The sequence below is a fragment of the Brevibacillus sp. LEMMJ03 genome (assembly GCF_007197875.1).
GTDB classification, from domain to species: domain Bacteria; phylum Bacillota; class Bacilli; order Brevibacillales; family Brevibacillaceae; genus Brevibacillus; species Brevibacillus thermoruber.
The window spans coordinates 145,081-162,244 of record NZ_VKJN01000001.1 but is presented as its reverse complement, the minus strand read 5'-3'; the positions used below and the strand labels follow the sequence as shown (position 1 = coordinate 162,244).

15 protein-coding genes and 1 other annotated feature are annotated in these 17,164 nt (G+C 58.2%); of the genes, 5 read left to right on the top strand and 10 right to left on the bottom strand.

Features of this window, described 5'->3' with window-relative positions:
• Position 1 precedes the first annotated feature (1 nt).
• Both FOI68_RS00790 and FOI68_RS00785 read left to right on the top strand, forming a co-directional pair.
• Positions 2–505 carry a PadR family transcriptional regulator gene (locus tag FOI68_RS00790; protein ID WP_044900212.1) on the top strand — a complete coding sequence of 168 codons (504 nt, stop codon included), beginning with the start codon at positions 2–4 and terminating at the stop codon, positions 503–505.
• Between the two features lie 15 nt (positions 506–520).
• Positions 521–1,165 carry a hypothetical protein gene (locus FOI68_RS00785; protein ID WP_143862078.1) on the top strand — a complete coding sequence of 215 codons (645 nt, stop codon included), beginning with the start codon at positions 521–523 and terminating at the stop codon, positions 1,163–1,165.
• 448 nt (positions 1,166–1,613) lie between these two features.
• Here the strand turns inward: FOI68_RS00785 and FOI68_RS00780 are convergent, their stop codons facing one another.
• The 7 genes from FOI68_RS00780 to FOI68_RS00750 form a co-directional block, all read right to left on the bottom strand.
• A complete protein-coding gene (locus FOI68_RS00780) occupies positions 1,614–2,951 on the bottom strand; it encodes a sodium-dependent transporter (protein ID WP_143862077.1) in 1,338 nt (445 codons plus the stop codon).
• A gap of 64 nt (positions 2,952–3,015) precedes the next feature.
• Positions 3,016–3,267: a binding site (T-box leader), on the bottom strand.
• Between the two features lie 399 nt (positions 3,268–3,666).
• Positions 3,667–3,945, bottom strand: coding sequence for an Fpa/YlaN family protein (locus FOI68_RS00775; RefSeq protein ID WP_029099385.1), 279 nt, complete (start codon positions 3,943–3,945; stop codon positions 3,667–3,669).
• A 143-nt stretch (positions 3,946–4,088) separates the two neighbouring features.
• Positions 4,089–5,021, bottom strand: a complete 933-nt coding sequence (glsA, locus tag FOI68_RS00770; RefSeq protein ID WP_185973852.1) for a glutaminase A — start codon at positions 5,019–5,021, stop codon at positions 4,089–4,091.
• Between the two features lie 108 nt (positions 5,022–5,129).
• Positions 5,130–5,630 carry an NUDIX hydrolase gene (locus FOI68_RS00765; protein WP_035289676.1) on the bottom strand — a complete coding sequence of 167 codons (501 nt, stop codon included), beginning with the start codon at positions 5,628–5,630 and terminating at the stop codon, positions 5,130–5,132.
• Complete coding sequence (locus FOI68_RS00760; protein ID WP_255433294.1) at positions 5,623–6,795, bottom strand: MalY/PatB family protein; 1,173 nt, start codon at positions 6,793–6,795, stop codon at positions 5,623–5,625. Before FOI68_RS00760 ends, FOI68_RS00765 begins: the two co-directional genes overlap by 8 nt.
• A gap of 135 nt (positions 6,796–6,930) precedes the next feature.
• On the bottom strand, positions 6,931–8,460 hold the full coding sequence (locus FOI68_RS00755; RefSeq protein ID WP_143862073.1) for an AbgT family transporter: 1,530 nt from the start codon (positions 8,458–8,460) through the stop codon (positions 6,931–6,933).
• 13 nt (positions 8,461–8,473) lie between these two features.
• On the bottom strand, positions 8,474–9,682 hold the full coding sequence (locus tag FOI68_RS00750; RefSeq protein WP_143862072.1) for a M20 family metallopeptidase: 1,209 nt from the start codon (positions 9,680–9,682) through the stop codon (positions 8,474–8,476).
• Between the two features lie 233 nt (positions 9,683–9,915).
• Here FOI68_RS00750 and FOI68_RS00745 point away from each other — a divergent pair, with 233 nt between their 5' ends.
• Positions 9,916–10,422, top strand: coding sequence for a molybdopterin-binding protein (locus FOI68_RS00745; RefSeq protein WP_143862071.1), 507 nt, complete (start codon positions 9,916–9,918; stop codon positions 10,420–10,422).
• A 167-nt stretch (positions 10,423–10,589) separates the two neighbouring features.
• Here the strand turns inward: FOI68_RS00745 and sda are convergent, their stop codons facing one another.
• Both sda and FOI68_RS00735 read right to left on the bottom strand, forming a co-directional pair.
• Positions 10,590–10,727 carry a sporulation histidine kinase inhibitor Sda gene (gene sda, locus FOI68_RS00740; protein ID WP_029099378.1) on the bottom strand — a complete coding sequence of 46 codons (138 nt, stop codon included), beginning with the start codon at positions 10,725–10,727 and terminating at the stop codon, positions 10,590–10,592.
• 329 nt (positions 10,728–11,056) lie between these two features.
• Positions 11,057–12,268, bottom strand: a complete 1,212-nt coding sequence (locus FOI68_RS00735) for an ornithine--oxo-acid transaminase (RefSeq protein WP_029099377.1) — start codon at positions 12,266–12,268, stop codon at positions 11,057–11,059.
• A gap of 223 nt (positions 12,269–12,491) precedes the next feature.
• On the opposite strand from FOI68_RS00735, the gene FOI68_RS00730 reads away from it, so the two are divergent.
• Both FOI68_RS00730 and FOI68_RS00725 read left to right on the top strand, forming a co-directional pair.
• A complete protein-coding gene (locus FOI68_RS00730; protein WP_370512100.1) occupies positions 12,492–13,883 on the top strand; it encodes a sigma-54 interaction domain-containing protein in 1,392 nt (463 codons plus the stop codon).
• A 188-nt stretch (positions 13,884–14,071) separates the two neighbouring features.
• Positions 14,072–15,475: an amino acid permease gene (locus FOI68_RS00725; RefSeq protein ID WP_143862070.1), complete on the top strand. Its 1,404-nt coding sequence runs from the start codon at positions 14,072–14,074 to the stop codon at positions 15,473–15,475.
• A gap of 388 nt (positions 15,476–15,863) precedes the next feature.
• Here the strand turns inward: FOI68_RS00725 and FOI68_RS00720 are convergent, their stop codons facing one another.
• On the bottom strand, positions 15,864–17,081 hold the full coding sequence (locus FOI68_RS00720) for an MDR family MFS transporter (protein WP_029099374.1): 1,218 nt from the start codon (positions 17,079–17,081) through the stop codon (positions 15,864–15,866).
• Positions 17,082–17,164 lie beyond the last annotated feature (83 nt).

Sequence of the window (17,164 nt, the reverse complement as noted above, 5' to 3'; positions counted from 1 at the left end):
TATGTCTGTGAAGTACGCGATATTGACCTTGTTATCGGAAGCACCCCGTCACCGCTACGATCTGAAGGTTTCATTCGAGCGTATGGTTTACCATCAATGGGAACTGAATGCCGGTCAAATCTATACAACCATTGACCGGCTTGTCCGTGACGGACTGGTTGAGGAGGCAAGGGACGGCTCCTCCGAACTGAAAGTTTACAAAATTTCCGATAAAGGAAAGGAAGATTTGTCTGCCTGGCTTCTGCAGCCCGTTGAAAAAACATTGTTGAAGGACGAGTTTTTCTTCAAGCTGCTGTGCGCCAAGAAGCTCCGCTTTGATTCGTTGCACGACATGATCAAAAGCCAACAGGAGCTCATTATTCAAACCATTTTTCAATTGCAAAGGCTGCGCAGAAGTATCGATCCAACCGGCGACAATGAATACATTCTGTACCTGATCGAGGGAAAAATCCTCCATCTGGAAGCCGACATGAAGTGGCTCACCATGTTTTCACACTCTTTGTAAAGGGAGACAACAACCATGGATTACATTTTAGCCCATAAATGGATGTTCTTGATTCTCGCAGAAGTCATCTTTTGGATTTCCATCATCACTTTCTTGGTCCTCAGGTATTGGTTTGGCAAAAAAACTCTCAGTTTTGTGTTTTTTCTTCTCTTTATTATCAATGACCTGTGGATCGCTTCCTTAGGCTTTTTCGATTATTTGCAAACAGGGCAGTTTTCCAGTTACCAAGTCGTGATCGTGGTTGTTTTCCTCTATGCGATCACGTATGGGAAAAGCGACTTCAAAAAACTTGATTACTACATCCAAATCTATGTAGCCAAGTGGAAAGGGGAGCCTGCACCCGCTATCGCTCCGCCGAAGAAGCTGGTCGGCAAGGAACACGCACAAAAAGAACGGAAGCATTTTTACGTTCATCTGGCCGTCTATGCGGCAGCCCACCTGGTTTTCTTCTTACTGTTCGGGCTGTCCTCACGCGTCTATGAAATGGCAAGCATGAACCAGTTTTTTGACGAGTTTTTCTCAGCCAAGGAAGGAACACTGCCTTTTGCCAATCCAACTGTCAACAACCTTAGCAGAATTTGGACCTTGATCTTCGTAATCGACAGCATCGTCGCTCTTTCGTATACCGTATTTCCGAAGGGCGGCGGGAAAGCCTCCTAGACTACTTCAGACATGCATTCCACACTCCCATGCGAGAACAGCCGCGAAGAAATAGACCTGTTTTTCTTCGCGGCCCCTTCTTTTTAAGGGGCTATGACCATCCCGGTGAGAGTATCGGCTTGGACCTTGCCCGAGAACGCCCCGCGAATATTTACACCTCCTCGAACATTCACGGCCAAGTCACATTCTTGAATTTTACAGAGGGATTCACAATTGTGTAAAGTCGAAACCCAGAAACCACCGATAGGCGATGTTCGTTTCGATCATCATCCAAACGAACCTGCAGAATTTTGATAACGGCCTTCATCCTGTTGATTGTAGAGCATAGTGCCACCTCTTAAAACGATTGCTGATATGAATTCCTGTATTCAACAAAAAAGCCTGCAGACCTGTTCCTTACGAAACCTTGTCTGCAGGCAAAGACTGCCCGACGCGGCAGTCTTTTTTCTCACAGGAAGCCGAGCGAATGCAGAAAGACGACGATGATGGCAAGCGGCGCCGCGTACTTGAGCAGCAGCAGCCAGGCGGCAAACAGCTTTCTGCCCAGCGGCGTACGGGCCTGCAGTTCGCGGATCAGGACCTCCCGCTTCATCTTCAACGGCACGAACACCGCGATCAACAGCGCCCCCAGCGGCATCAGCACGTTGCTCACGAGAAAATCGGCGGCGTCAAACATCGTTTTGCCGAAGACGGTGACGTCCGACCAGACGCCGAACGAGAGCGCGGACGGAATCCCGACGGCGAAAATCAGCATGCCGACGATCCAGGAAAGCCGCTTCCGTTTGTCTTCGTTCCCCCTGGCGAGCGAAGCCACGATCACCTCCAGCATGGAAAAGGCGCTCGTCAGCGTCGCAAACAGGAACAAGGCGAGAAACACCAGCAAAAACAGGGTGCCGAACGGAATATGCTCGAACACCGACGGCAGGATGATGAACAGCAGGCCCGGCCCCGCCTCCGGCTTCATGCCGAGCGAAAACACCGCCGGGAAGATCGCCAGCCCCGCAAAAAAGGCGACCAGGAGATTCAGGCCGACAATCGACCCGGCCGATTTCACCAGGTTTTCCTCTTTGCCGAGGTACGAGCTGTAGGTCACCATCACCGACACCCCGACGCTGAGCGAGAAAAACGACTGCCCCATGGCGTACAGGATCGACTCCGCAGACAGCTTGGAAAAGTCGGGCATCAGGAAGAACGCTACCCCGCTTCCCGCCCCGTCCAGCGTCAGCGAGCGGACCATCAGCACCAGGAACAGGAGAAACAGCCCCGGCATCATGTACCGGTTGGCCGATTCGATCCCGCTCTGCACCCCGCGGGCCACGACCACGATCGTCGCCAGCATGAAGATGAACTGCGCCGCGACGGAGCCGATCGGGTCGGCGATCACGTCCTGGAACAATTGCTCATAGGGCTGCCCGATCAACTGACCGGTGAGGCCGCGAAAGAAATAGGTGAAAATCCAGCCGCCGACCACGCTGTAAAACGACAGCAGCAGGAAGCAGGTGGCCACCCCCAGCCGCCCGATCCAATGCCAGCCCGTACCCGGAGCGATGGTGCGGTAAGCTGAAATGGCCTCCTGCTGGGTGCTCCGTCCGATGACGAACTCCCCCAACAGCAGCGGCAGACCGATCAGCACGGTAAACAGCAGGAACAGCAGAAAAAATGCCCCGCCCCCGCTCGTGCCCGCCACGTAGGGAAATTTCCAGATGGCCCCGAGCCCGATCGCCGACCCGGCGGCCGCCAGGATGAACCCCAACCGGTTCGTCCATTGTTCCGTTTGGTTCGTCATACACGAACCCCTCCTTCACCAAATCGTATGTCCTGTATGGAGAAACAAAAAAACTCGTCCCCCTGAAAGGGACGAGTCGATTTACTCGCGGTACCACCCTTGTTAGGCCAGGGACAGACGCTGCTGCCAGACACCCGGCCTCACTCGTGCCATTGATAACGGGGATGACCCGGTTCCTCCTACTGGGGGCGCCAGCCGTTCAGAGGACAGCTCCAGAGGGAATTCGGCGGGGCGCGCTTCGGATCGGCTCTCAGTCAGGACCGATCCTCCCTGTGAAGCCGCTGGTCCGCTTACTGGTCTCTGTCATCGCTGATGATGGATGCGGTTGTGTGGGTGTGGCAACGGGCCCATGAAAAAAACCCGCCCCTGTAGGGACGAGTCTGCTCGCGGTACCACCCTGCTTAAGCCTGAGGTGCCTTCGGGTGAAGGACAGCTCAGCTTCTCTTTGCCATTGGTAACGGGAATGACCCGGTGCTCCTCCTACTGGGACAACCGTTCAGAGGACAGCTCCAGAGGGAATTCCACGGGGCGCGCTTCAGAACCGCTTTCAGTCTCCGGCGATTCCTCCCTGTCAAGCCGCTGGACCGTGTACTGGTCTCTGTCATCGCTTTTGGCACAATGAAAATGATATGTATAAATGTAATGCAGTCATTGAAAAAATGCAAGGTTTTTTTCGTGAAAATGAAAAAGCGAGGAACGTCGCCACCCCCTCGCTTTACTTCTGCCGGTGCTCATGAAGATCGGCCAGCTTCCGCTCCAACGAGCCCATGATCTCGCGGCCGATTTCCTCCTCGATCAGTCCCAGACGGACGGCAAATTCTACTTCACGCGACAGCCCGAACATCTGCGTGTCCAGCACTTCTTCATACAACGGGCACTGCGGCATGGTCAGGTTTTCCATCTGTACGTCGATCAGTTTATAGATCTTTTCTGCGTCCGCTCGCAGCAACGCTAGCGCTTTTTGTTCCAGATCGGGAACCTTAATCTCTGTCAAAACCTATCCCTCCGTTTGCCACCATCCTTACCATACATAGTACGCCATTCTGGCGCATTTGAAAAGGGGAGATGGGGAGACAACTGTAACCGGTCCGCCCTCCCGAACGGCACAGATTGTTCCGAAGACCCGCAACCGCGCTCCTAAAAGATGCTCAGGTTCCACTCGGTGGAAATGGTTTCCAAAAGTTTGACCCCGGCCAGCGAGTTGCCCTTGTCGTCCAAAGCCGGGCCGTACACGCCGATTCCCATGCGGTTCGGAACCGCGGCCATGATGCCGCCGGCCACGCCGCTTTTGGCCGGTACGCCGACGTCGATGGCAAACGCGCCGGACGCATTGTACATGCCGCATGTGACCATAAACGTTTTGCAGATCCGGGCCACCTCCCGCGGGATGAACCGCTCGCCGCTCGCGGGATCGCATCCGTCGGCGGCCAGCACCGCCCCCAGCCGGGCCAGCTCTGCGGCCGTCGTCTCGATCGCGCAGTGACGAATGTAGAAGTCGAGCGTCTCTTCCACGTCGCCTTCCAGGATGCCGCTGTCCTTCAGAAAGTAGGCGAGCGCCCGATTGCGGTTGGCCGTCTCCTGTTCCGAACGGTATACCGCTTCGTTCACGGACAGGTCAGGATTGCCCGTCATCTTCCTTAGCAGGCGCAGCATGCGCGCCAGCCGCTCCTCCACGCTCGCGCCCGCGATCATCCCGGCGACGGCAATCGCCCCCGCGTTGATCATCGGGTTGAGCGGTTTGTGCGGCTTGATCAATTCCAGCTTGACGATGGAATTGAACGGGTCGCCGGTCGGCTCTTTTCCCACCCGCTCAAACACGTACCGCTGTCCGTGGTCGCACAAGGCCACCATCAGCGAAAAGATTTTGGATATGCTCTGCAGGGTAAACGGCACATGCGCGTCTCCCGCCGTGAGCAGGGTGCCGTCAAGGAGGCAGACGCTCGCTCCCAGCCGGTTTTTGTCCTGTTTGGCCAGTTCCGGTATGTACGCGGCCACCTTTCCTTCGCCGGTGAACCGAGCCGCCTGCTCGACGGCCGCTTCCAACTGCGACTGCATGTCCTTCAGACCCATCCTGTTCATCTCGCATCGCCCTCGCTGCCAGTGTACAGCCTGCAGCGCCTATGGCTGCCCGTTCCCTCATTGTAATGAGCGGGCATGCCGATGTCAAATTCAGGAAGTTCACCGCGTTTCCAACGGGAACTGCTCTACGCTGACCAACCGCTCCTGATCGTACAGGCAGGCGAAGCGGCGCGGACGCGGATCGCGCAGCATCACCGGCAAGAAGTGGCGAATGTTGCTCACCACGCCCCGGTTGGCGGGATCAAGCACCCAGGCGAGCGGCTGCCAGGCAAGAATGCCCTCCGGCGTGTCCCGCACGCCCTGTACAATGGTCTTGGGAGGTACGGAAGCGAGAAAGACGTGCATGCCGCCCGCTCCGCCCTCCCACTGCCAGGTGACGACACCGCCGTAGACGACGTCCGGCAGAACCAGCCCGGCCTCTTCCCTCACTTCCCGCAGGATGCTCTCGGTCGGCGTCTCCCCCGGCTCGATTTTGCCGCCCAGCCCGTTCCACAAGCCCATGTTGGGGGCGCGGCGGCGGTTCAGCATCAGCACGTACTCGCCGCTCGTCACGAAGCAGATGGTGTAGCGAAGGTCGCACAGCGCTGCCGCCCTACTCATGGAGAGCCATCTCCAGGCGGGACATCGCTTCCTCCAGGACGACGCGCGGGCAGGCAAAGTTGATCCGCTGAAACCCTGCCCCTTCCTTTCCAAACACCGTCCCGTCATGCAGGCCCAGCTTCGCCCGCTTGCGCACGAGTGCGTTCAGTTCGTTTTGGCTCAGGCCCAACCGGCGGAAGTCCATCCATCCGAGATAGGTGGCCTCGGGAACGGCCATGGATACTTCGGGAATTCGCTCGGCCAGAAAGTCCCGGATGTATTCCGCATTCCCCTTCAAATAGACGAGCAGTTCATCCAGCCACGGCTCGCCGTACCGATAGGCGGCAATGGTCGCTTCGATGCCGAACAGGTTGAGGAATGGGTGCCCCATCCGCCTGGCCGCCTGCCTGAACGCCTGCAGCAGCCGGGGAGCGGGGGATATCACGAACGCGCTGGTCAACCCGGCGAGATTAAACGTCTTGGTGGCGGAGACCAAGGTAAGGCTTTGGCTTGCCAGGGGATCCGGGAGCGAGAAATAGGGCACGTGCCGCCCTTTCTCGTAGACGAGGTCGGCGTGGATTTCGTCCGACACCACCACGATGTCCAGTTCCGCGCACATCTGTCCAAGCCGCACCAGTTCCTCCCGGGTCCACACCCGTCCCACCGGATTGTGCGGACTGCACAGCAAAAACAGTTTCGGCCGGTTCTCGTCCAAGACCTGCCGCAGGCCGTCCCAGTCCATGACGTACCGGCCGTTCTCTTCCCGCAGCGGATTTTGCACGAGCCGGCGGCCCAAGCTTTCCACCGCGTAAAAAAACGAATGGTAGACCGGCGTCTGGATCAGGACGCTGTCGCCCGGTTCGGTAAACGCTTCGACGGCGATGTGCATTCCCGGCACGACCCCCGGCACCGTTCCCAACCAACCGGTGTCGACCGTGACGCCAAACCGCCTGACGAACCAGTCCGCCACCGCCTCGTACAGCTCGGCCGGCCGCCCGGGATACCCGTAAACGGGATGCTGCGCCCGGCGAACCAGCGCCTCCGTCACCGCCGGCGGGCACGCAAAGTCCATATCGGCCACCCACATCGGCAGGACGTCCTCTTCTCCCATCATCCGCTTGTTGTAATCCCATTTCAAACTGTTGGTGCCTCGTCGTTCAATCCGGATGTCAAAGTGATGCGGCACTGTTCTCCCCTCGCTTTGCATGTTTCTTCCTTTTCACCATACCCCTTTCTCCCGCAAATGTCCAAGCCTGAATGTCTTGCGTTCCGGCAAAAAGAGCCGCAGCTTCGACAGCATGCGGCTCTTCGCCTGTCGGCCTCAGCGGGGATAGACGCCGGGACCGACCGGCAGATCAAGGACAAACCAGACGATCATCTGTACGATCCAGATCAGCAGGAAGGACAGCGCGTACGGTGTCATCGTCGCGAAGATCGTGCCCATTCCCGCGTCCTTTTTGTACTCTTGATAGTAGGCCAGGATCAGCGGCAGGTACGGATTCACCGGCGAAATGGTGTTGGTGGCCGAGTCGGCGATGCGGTACGCCACCTGGATAAACGCCGGATGATAATCGAGCAGCATCAGCATCGGCATGAACACCGGAGCCAGCATCGCCCACAACGCCGAACCGCTGGTGATGAACAGGCTGGCGAATGCGGTGAACAGCGTGAACCCGAGCACGACCGGCAGCCCGGTCAGCCCGATGCTTTTCAGGAAATCAGCGCCGCTTACGGCCAGCAGAATGCCGATGTTGCTCCAGTTGAAAAAGGCGATGAACTGGGCGGCCGTAAAGGCCATCACGATAAAGCCGGACATGTCTTTCACCGCTTCCGTCATGTAGCGCGGAATGTCCTTTGTAGTCGTGATGAGCCCCATCTTCTTTCCGTACACGGCGGAAACGGTCACGAAAAAGAGCAGGATGATCGGAATGATGCCCTTCAGGAACGGCGACGTCAAAAAGTCTCCTGTCTTGGGATCGCGCAGGAGCGCTCCTTCCGGCACGACGAGCAGGGCCGTCACTGCCGCAAATACCAGGGCGGCGATGCCGGCTGCGCGCAGCGCCTTGTTCTCCCGCTCGCTCAACTCCTCAAAGCGGACCTGCTTTTCTCCCTGATACACGCCCAGGCGCGGCTCGATCACCTTGTCCGTAATCCAGGCGCCGATGAAGGACAGGAGAAAGACGGACGCGGACATGAAAAACCAGTTGTCCAGCGGGGAGACGTGGGCGTGGGGATCGATCGTCTTGGCCACCTCCGTGGAGATGCCGGAGAGCAGGGCATCCGTGCCCGCGATGAACAGGTTGGCCGTGAACCCAGACGAGACCCCGGCCATGCCGGCGGCGATACCGGCGATCGGATGGCGGCCCATCGCCAGGAAGACGAGACCGCCCAGCGGCGGAATGATCACCATGGACGCGTCGGAGGCGAGGTTGCCCAGCACGCCGACAAATACCACCGCGTAGCTGACAATCGCTTTCGGCACGCGGGTCATGATTTTGCGCAGGACGGTCGTGAGCAGGCCCACCTTTTCCGCCAGACCGATCCCCAACGTCATGGTCAGCACGAGGCCGAGTGCCGGGAATTCGGTGAAGTTTTTCAACATGCTGGTAAAAATCCAGTGGATCCCTTCGACGCTCAGCAGACTTTTCACCGGGACGGCTTCCCCTTTGCCGGGGTGCATCACGGAGATGTCCAGTCCGGCGAGAATGGCTGAGATCACCATCAGGATCAGGCACAGATACACAAAGAGCATAAACGGGTGAGGCAGTTTGTTCCCCACGGTTTCGATCCATTTCAAAATCCCTTTTTGGTTTTGCAGGTCTGGCTGCAAGCCTGCCGCGCCATTTGCCATTCTCTTTCGCCCCCTACTTGGTTCCTGTTGGTTGGCCGGTTTCCGCACCCGTCAATTTCAATACGCCCCGAACGAACAGGGCAACCCCATCCCGCAGGGCGTCTTCGTCAACGGTGAAGCGCGGATGGTGATGCGGATACACGATGCCCTTTTCCACGTTGCCGGCGCCAAGGCAGATGTAGCAGCTTGGCACGCGAGCGGCGAACGCGGAAAAATCTTCGCCGCCCATCATCGGCGGCATGCGCAGAAGCGCCTGTTCGCCCCATTCCTCCACGATCAGTTCCTCCACCGCCCTGGTGACCTGTTCATCGTTTACCACTGAAGCGTACCCGTACCGGTAGTCAAAGCTGTACGTGGCGCCGTGCGCTTCCGTGATCCCCTTGACAATCTGTTCCATTCGCTTCACCGCCGCTTCGCGAACGGCTTGGCTGAAACTGCGCACGGAGCCGCGCAGTTCCGCCTTGTCGGGGATGACGTTATAGGCCCCCGTTCCTCCGTGAAAATTGGTCACGGAGATGACCAGTTGTTCCAGTGGATCGGTGTTGCGGGAGACGATCTGCTGCAGATTGGCGATCACCTGCGCGCCGATCGCCACCGGATCAATCGCCGAATGCGGCGTGGAGGCATGACCGCCCCTGCCCTGGATCGTAATGTCGAACCGGTCGGAATTGGCCGTGACCGGACCGTAGGCAAGCCCGATTTTGCCGACCGGGACAGACGACATCAGATGGATGGCGAGCATGGCATCGACGCCCTCCGCCACGCCTGCCTCCACCATCTCACGGGCGCCGCCGGGGTGCATCTCCTCCGCGTGCTGGAAAATGAAGCGCACTTCTCCCCTGATCTGGTCCTGCAGACGGGAGAGCACGTTCGCCGCGCCCAGGAGCATCGCCGTATGCCCGTCGTGCCCGCAGGCATGCATGACGCCGGGAACCGCGGATGCGAACGGAAAGTCGTTCTCTTCCTGGATCGCCAGTGCGTCCATGTCGGCCCGAAGACCGATCACGGGTCCCGGTTGGGCACCGATGAGACGGGCGACCACACTGGTTTTGGTCGGCCGGGAGAGTTCCAGATTCCCGAACGACTGCAGCCGGTCGTACACGAACTGCGCTGTCTTCTCCTCCTGAAACGACAGTTCCGGATGCTTGTGCAGGTGCCGCCTCCACTGGATCACGTCGTCCGCAACGGAGTCCAGCAGGGCGCGAACGCTTTCCCTGTTCATGACAACAACCCCTTTTCCGTACATGCTTGTCCATCCTGCCGTAAGCCCAGGGTGGTAAAAAGCAGACAGGTTTCCGTATTGATTGGTTACTATTATTAATGAATTCAAAATCATGAGTCAATTATAACATTACTCTTATTTCGGAAAATTCCCTTTTCCAAGATCCGTTTGCCGCATCCCGGCATGTACAGTACAATCAAGGGTAGGATTTTGTACAAACGGAGGAATGCTGGATGTCAGATGTGATCGTGTTCAAGGGGGCCGTGTCGTTCCCCATCACGCTGGACCCGAGTGTGTGGATCTTCGACGAACGAAAAATCGACCTGCGCACCTACCGGGGAGAAGAAGAGCAGACGGACGGACGGCAATCCGCCTACCTGCAGGGAACCGGTTCCCAGTGGGACAAGGAACTGCGGGAAGGAGCCGCGCTGCCGTCGGAACGGCGGAGTCTGGCGGAAGAACGGAAAGCGCTTGAGGGCGATTACGGCATGCGGCTGGCCCCGTTTATCGACAACGCCAACCCGCTGCCGGAAGCGACGCACGTGCGCATCCACCGGCACGGACAGGAGCCGGTGACGCTGCCGATCGAACAGGCCAGACGTGCGATCCTGCAGTTTTCCCGAGACGGCAAACCGCTGCGCGAAGACGGCCCCGTCTACTTTTTCCTGCCGGAGTGGTTTGCGTCTGGCGAACCGCCGCTCAAGGCCATCACCGCGTTTGAATTCGTCACGGCAGAGTAAGCGGCTGCCCCCAACCGGACATGCCGCGGAAGACAGCCGCCGTACCCGAGCGGTGCGGCACAAGCGAGGGACAGTGTCCCGAACATACGTGTGGAGACGCATCAAAAAAAGCCATCCGCCGAAACGGATGGCTTTTCTATGATGGATGCTGTCTTGAGGTTTGCCCATCAAGCGCTGACTTGTGTAATGCGGAGGTTTCTCCTTTCCATCTCTGCGCAGAGCAGCTCGATGAAGGCGGGATCCAATTGAAGGTCGACGGCACGCTGATATACTTCTATCAACATCTGGTCGCTCAAGTATTTCACCTTGGTCACCTCCATCTGTTTCATGTGCCCATTGTAGCAGAAGGGACGTGCGCGAACAACCGTTCCGATATCCACAGCCCATGTGGACATCGTGTGGGTAAGCTGTGGGCAAATTGTTGACAACTGGAAAAAGATACCGGTTTGTCTCTGTGGATTTCCATCGAACGCTTATCCACACCATGTCACAATTTGTCGAACGATTGTGGCCGGTCAGGAGCGGCAGCCGGACTCCGCCCCCATCCCCGGCGTCAGGATCAAGGTAAAACGCAGCAAAAAACCACCCGGTCGGGGTGGTTTTCGTTTTTCAGCGGTATGGGCGCAGCCGTGCTTTACGCGTTGGCCGGCTCGGCGATGTGCAGCACCTGTCTGATCCGCTCGATCGCCCAATCCAGCTCTTCTTTGCTGATGACCAGCGGCGGCGCAAAGCGGATGGTCGTCTCGTGCGTCTCTTTGCACAAGAGACCCCGTTCCTTCAACTGCTCGCAGTACGGACGGGCGGCCGTTTTCAGCTCCAGTCCGATAAACAGGCCGCGGCCGCGGATTTCCTTGATCAGCGGGTTGCGGATCTCTTTCAGCTTTTCCATGAAGTACGCCCCCAGCTCGCGGGAGCGATCCACCAGCTTTTCGTCGATCAGGACGTCCAGTGCGGCCACGGCGACGGCGCAGCCCAGCGGATTGCCGCCAAACGTGGAGCCGTGGGACCCCGGTTCAAAGACCCCGAGCACTTCCCTGTCCGCAGCCACTGCGGAGATCGGGAACACGCCGCCGCCCAGTGCTTTGCCCATGATGTACACGTCCGGCTTGACGTCCTCCCAATCGGACGCGAACAGCTTGCCCGTGCGGCCAAACCCGGTCTGGATCTCGTCGCAGACGAGCAGCACGTTGTTGGCTTTGCACACGTCGTACGCCTGCTTCAGGAAGCCGTCCGGCGGAATGATGATGCCGGCTTCGCCCTGGATCGGCTCCAGCATGAACGCCGCCGTGTTCGGCGTAATCGCCTGCTTGAGGGCCTCGATGTCGCCGTACGGGATGATTTTGAAGCCCGGGGTGAACGGCCCGAACCCGCGCTTGTAGGACGGATCGGATGAGAACGACGTAACCGTGATGGTACGGCCGTGGAAATTGCCTTCACAGACGATGATTTCCGCCTGGTTTTCCGGCACCTTTTTCACCTCGTACGCCCAGCGGCGCACGGCTTTCAGCGCTGTCTCCACCGCCTCCGCTCCGGTGTTCATCGGCAGGATCATCTCCTTGCCGGTCAACTGCGCCAGTTTTTCATAGAACACGCCCAACTGGTCGTTGTAAAAAGCGCGCGAGGTCAGCGTCACCTTGTCCGCCTGGTCCTTCAGCGCCTGGATGATGCGGGGATGGCGGTGGCCCTGGTTCAGTGCCGAATACGCGCTCAGCATGTCCAGGTATCTGTTGCCTTCCGGGTCTTCCACCCAAACGCCTTCCGCTTTGGAGATGACGATCGGCAGCGGATGGTAGTTATGCGCGCCGTATTTCTCGGTTTGATCGATGACCGCCTTGGTCTTGTTCATGTTGTCTGCCTCCTTGAATCGCTTGTTGTCCTGTTCATCCATTCAAGAATGATGCCAACCGAGCCAAATCTTGCCGCAGCTTGAACCCCCGGTGGTTCCATTCCAGCAGTTGCAAAATTTTTTTGCATGTCCCTCGCATGTTTTCGCACAGGTGCACAATCATTTTGCACATGCCTCCTCCTATGGTATGATAACCTTCATAGGAATGACAGGCAGGTGCATGATGATGGCGAACGAGTCGCATGAAACCTTCTTGCGCATCTACGAACACATTCTCGACAGCATCAGCGAAGGGGTCCACGTCATTGACGCCCAGGGGACGTCCATCGTGTACAACCGGAAGATGACGGAACTGGAGGCGATGAACAAACGCGACGTGCTGGGCAGGCCGCTGGCAGAGGTGTTCCAGTTTCCGCAGGGGCAGGAGAGCACGCTCCTTCGCTGCCTGCGGACGGGCAAAAGCGTGCGCAACGTGCGGCAAACCTATTTCAACGACAAAGGGATCGAAATCACCACCATCAACAATACCTTCCCGCTTATGGAGGACGGCCGGATCATCGGGGCGATGGAGATTGCCAACGACGTCACCAAGATGGAGCGGCTGATTCGCGAAAATCTGTGGGACAAGAACGGCGCCCGCTACACGTTTGACACCATGATCGGCGAGAGCCCGGCCATCCGCGAAGTGATCGAGAGCGCCAAACGTGCGGCGCGGACCTCGTCTTCCGTGCTGGTGGTGGGTGAAACCGGCGCCGGCAAGGAGCTGTTCGTGCAGAGTATCCACAACGCCAGCCTGCGCGCGGGAGGCCCGTTTATTTCGCAAAATTGCGCCGCCCTGCCCGATACCCTGATCGAGGGGCTGCTCTTCGGCACCGCGCGCGGCGCCTTTACCGGAGCGGTGGAGCGGCCGGGGCTGTTTGAACAGGCGGAAGGCGGCACGCTGTTTTTGGACGAGATTAACTCGCTTAGTATGCCGCTGCAGGCCAAATTGTTGCGCGCCCTGCAGGAAAAGTCCATCCGGCGCATTGGCGACACGAAGGACCGGGCGATCGACGTGCGCATCATCGCCGCGCTGAACGAAGACCCCATCGAGGCGATCTCCCAACAGCGGCTGCGCAAGGACCTGTACTACCGGCTGGGTGTGGTCACGCTCTTCATCCCGCCATTGCGCGAGCGAAAAGAGGACATTCCCCTGCTCGTCGACCATTTTATCCGCAAGTACAACCAGTTGTTTCAGATGAACGTGACGGGGATCAGCGACGAGGTCATGCGCTTTTTCCTCTCCCACGACTGGCCCGGAAACGTGCGGGAGCTGCAGCATGTCATCGAAGGCGCGATGAACCTGATGGCGGACGAAACGGTCATCACTTCCGCGCATCTTCCCTATCACTTTTTGCGCCGCACGGCAGGAGCCGCCAAGGAAAAGATGCCGGTTCAGCCGTTTGCGGACGAGATCAAGCCGCTGAAAGAAAAAATGCGGGAGTTTGAGACATACTACATACAGCGCGTGGTCGAAAAGCACAACGGCAACATCTCCCGCGCCGCCAGGGAATTGGGAATCAGCCGGCAGAGCCTGCAGTACCGCCTGCGCAAACTGGGCGTGAAGCCTTCGTGAGGTGCGCCAACATTTTTGGCGGCTGACGAATTTTTTTGCGCTTGCTGCCCAATTCGTTTGCAGAGGCTGTCCCCGTTTTTGCAATTGTCCGCAAACGCAAGACAATTCCGACTTGGTACACTCCTTGCATGACATGTCCTCGCAGGTTATGCAAGGCTGTTTGTATTTTTCCTGAAGGAGAGGGTTACATGACATCACGGAAAGAGCACCACCACGAATTGAAACGGGCCATGAGCAGCCGCCACCTGTTCATGATTTCGCTCGGCGGCGTAATCGGAACCGGCCTGTTCCTGGGCTCCGGCTATACCATCAGCCAGGCGGGACCGATCGGAACGATTGTCTCCTACCTGGTTGGCGGCCTGATCATGTATCTGACGATGCTCTGCCTGGGCGAGCTGTCCGTGGCGATGCCGGTGGCCGGTTCGTTCCAGACCTACCTGACCCGGTTTGTCAGCCCGTCGCTCGGGTTTGCCGTCGGCTGGCTGTACTGGTTCGGCTGGGCCGTCACGGTGGCGCTGGAGCTCTTGTCTTCGGGCATGCTGATGCAGCGCTGGTTTCCCGATTCGCCGGTCTGGATGTGGTGCGCGATTTTCGGTGCCGTCTTGTTCGTATTGAATGCGCTTTCGGCGCGGGCGTTCGGGGAGACGGAATTCTGGTTTTCGAGCATTAAGGTAAGCGCTATCATCCTGTTCATCATTCTGGGCGGCGCCGCCATGTTCGGCCTGATCGAGATGAAATACGGCCAACCCGCCCCGATGCTCTCCCATTACCTGGACAGCCCGCTTCTGCCCAACGGGATCACCGGTCTCTTGCTGACGATGATCACCGTCAACTTTTCCTTCCAGGGAACGGAGCTGATCGGCATTGCCGCCGGCGAGAGCAAGGAGCCGGAAAAGACGATTCCCAAATCGATCCGCAACACCGTTTGGCGCACGCTCGTCTTTTTCGTGCTGGCGATCTTCGTCCTGGCCGGCATGATCCCCTACCAGCAGGCGGGCGTGATCGAAAGTCCGTTTGTCGTCGTCTTTGACAGCATCGGCATCCCGTATGCGGCCGACATCATGAACTTCGTCGTGCTGACGGCGCTGTTGTCCGTGGCCAACTCCGGCTTGTACGCAGCCACCCGGATGCTCTACTCCCTGTCGAAAGAAGGCATGGCCAGCGACAAACTGGCGACAGTCAACCACAAGGGGATTCCGATGCACGCGCTCCTGATCACCTTTGCCATTTCCCTGCTGTCGCTCTTGTCCGGCTTCATCGCGGAAGACACCGTATTTATGGTCCTGCTGTCCATCGCCGGTCTGGGAGCGCAGGTGGGCTGGATTTCCATTTCCCTGTCCCAGCTCGCATTCCGCCGCCATTACCTGCGAAACGGGGGCTTGCTGGAGGACCTGAAGTTCCGGACGCCGTTCTACCCGGTGCTTCCGCTGATCGCGCTGATTCTCAACATCACCGTGCTGGTCAGCCTGGCGTTCGACCCGGAGCAGCGGATCGCGCTGTACTGCGGGATTCCGTTCCTCGCGGCCTGCATCCTCATCTACCATCTGCATGTCAAAAAAAAGAACGGCTGGACGGATCAAAACGCGGCCTGACCGGCCGGATGCACGCTGATCCGGGATGGGGGCTTGGGCGGCCCCCTGTTTCCCGAACCAAGCCAAACCGAACCGAACGCGGAACGCGCCTTTCCACACAGAAAAGCTTGCGGCCTTTGAGGGACCGCAAGCTTTTCGTTTCCGCAAGCTATTCATGTAAGTTGCTATCGTGCGTCGTACGGCGTGTTACATGGCTACGCGTACAATCTCCGTGATTACCACCATGGCAAAGACGGCAAATCCAAGGGAACTGGTTACAAGCAGCATCCGTTTCAGTTTCTTCATGTCTTCCATATGTGATTCCCTCCCTTTCTCTTGTGCCAACCATCTCTACCGTTATATACGAGCGGAAGATGGAAAATGTTTCAAGCCAGCACAAAAAAATTTTTCAGGAGCGGGCCATCCTCATACAGTCGCTGCCGGATTGAGCCATCTCCTGCTCCATCCGGTACAGCTTCCAGGCCACCCAGAGGCCGACGAACAGGCACAGCGTCCACGGCAGCCAGGACATCTCCAGCCGCTGGGCCGCATCGTACACCCAACCGCCGGCAAACTGGCCCACGGAACCGCCGATCGCCAGCGAATACCCGTTGAAGCCGTAGTAGGCACCGACGTGCTCGCGCGGCGCAAAACGCTGCACCATGTCCATCATATGGGGCACGGCGATCATCGTGCCCAGGGCGAACAGGAGCGCATCCGCGATCAACATCCACAGCGTATCAGCAAACGCCAGCAAAAACAAGCCGAATCCCATGACCAGGGTGCCCAATCCGATCAGGGTGAGGCGCTGCGCGTACCCCTCCAGCCACTGGCTGACCTTCATCTGCAGCAAAATGACGGAAACGGAGACGGCCGACAAGACGATGCCGACGGCGGTTTTGCTGTGCGTCACGTCCTCCGCCAATTGCGGGATGGTGAGAAAAATCTGCATGTTGAGGTAGTAGTAGCCCATCAGGATCATCGTGTAGCGGACAAAGCGCCTGTCTTTCAGGACCAGCGACATGCTCGCCCAGACGCCGTGCCGCTCGTGTTTCGCCTCAATCGGCTGCAGCAGGAACAGCGCGATCAGCCCGTTCCCCGCGAATATGGCGCCGGCAAACAGCGACAGGTACGTAAAATCGACGGCGGCCAGGGCGGTCCCCACGACCTGGGAGCCGACGACGCCGATGTTGGTCAGCACGTTGCGAAACGCAAACACGTCTTTGCGGATCGATTCGGGAGTCAGCACGGCAAAAGCGGCCGACATGGCCGGTTCAAACAGCGAGCCGCCCAAACCGGAGAGAACGGCCGCCAGAAAAAAATGCCACGGCTCTGTACAGAACGCAAACAGGGCAAAACCCGCGGCGCGAATCAACAGGCCCAGTACCATGGTGCCCTTGTAGCCAAAGGTGTCGGCCACCACCCCGCCGAGAAAGGCAAATCCCTGCTGCGAGAATTGACGCACGCCAAGGACGAGGCCGGCCATCGCCACCGTCCACCCGATGCTGCCCGTCAAGTACAGGGTCAGGTACGGAATCAGCGCGTAAAACCCCAGGTTCATCAAAAACGAGGTGGCCAGCAGCAACTTGACGGAAAACGGCGTTTCGCTCCACACTTCCCTCTTCATCTCTCTCACACTCTCTCTACCGACTGTCAAACAATTCGCGATACCCTCAGCTTACGGAAGCGGGTATAATTTGAGAAACGAAC

Bases quoted from the DNA above. Each gene is read 5' to 3' on its own strand.
- FOI68_RS00790 (WP_044900212.1), top strand. From the start codon at position 2: ATGTCTGTGAAGTACGCGATATTGACCTTGTTATCGGAAGCACCCCGT.
- FOI68_RS00785 (WP_143862078.1), top strand. From the start codon at position 521: ATGGATTACATTTTAGCCCATAAATGGATGTTCTTGATTCTCGCAGAA.
- FOI68_RS00780 (WP_143862077.1), bottom strand. From the start codon at position 2,951: ATGACGAACCAAACGGAACAATGGACGAACCGGTTGGGGTTCATCCTG.
- glsA (WP_185973852.1), bottom strand. From the start codon at position 5,021: ATGGGTCTGAAGGACATGCAGTCGCAGTTGGAAGCGGCCGTCGAGCAG.
- FOI68_RS00765 (WP_035289676.1), bottom strand. From the start codon at position 5,630: ATGAGTAGGGCGGCAGCGCTGTGCGACCTTCGCTACACCATCTGCTTC.
- FOI68_RS00755 (WP_143862073.1), bottom strand. From the start codon at position 8,460: ATGGCAAATGGCGCGGCAGGCTTGCAGCCAGACCTGCAAAACCAAAAA.
- FOI68_RS00750 (WP_143862072.1), bottom strand. From the start codon at position 9,682: ATGAACAGGGAAAGCGTTCGCGCCCTGCTGGACTCCGTTGCGGACGAC.
- FOI68_RS00745 (WP_143862071.1), top strand. From the start codon at position 9,916: ATGTCAGATGTGATCGTGTTCAAGGGGGCCGTGTCGTTCCCCATCACG.
- FOI68_RS00735 (WP_029099377.1), bottom strand. From the start codon at position 12,268: ATGAACAAGACCAAGGCGGTCATCGATCAAACCGAGAAATACGGCGCG.
- FOI68_RS00730 (WP_370512100.1), top strand. From the start codon at position 12,492: ATGATGGCGAACGAGTCGCATGAAACCTTCTTGCGCATCTACGAACAC.
- FOI68_RS00725 (WP_143862070.1), top strand. From the start codon at position 14,072: ATGACATCACGGAAAGAGCACCACCACGAATTGAAACGGGCCATGAGC.
- FOI68_RS00720 (WP_029099374.1), bottom strand. From the start codon at position 17,081: ATGAAGAGGGAAGTGTGGAGCGAAACGCCGTTTTCCGTCAAGTTGCTG.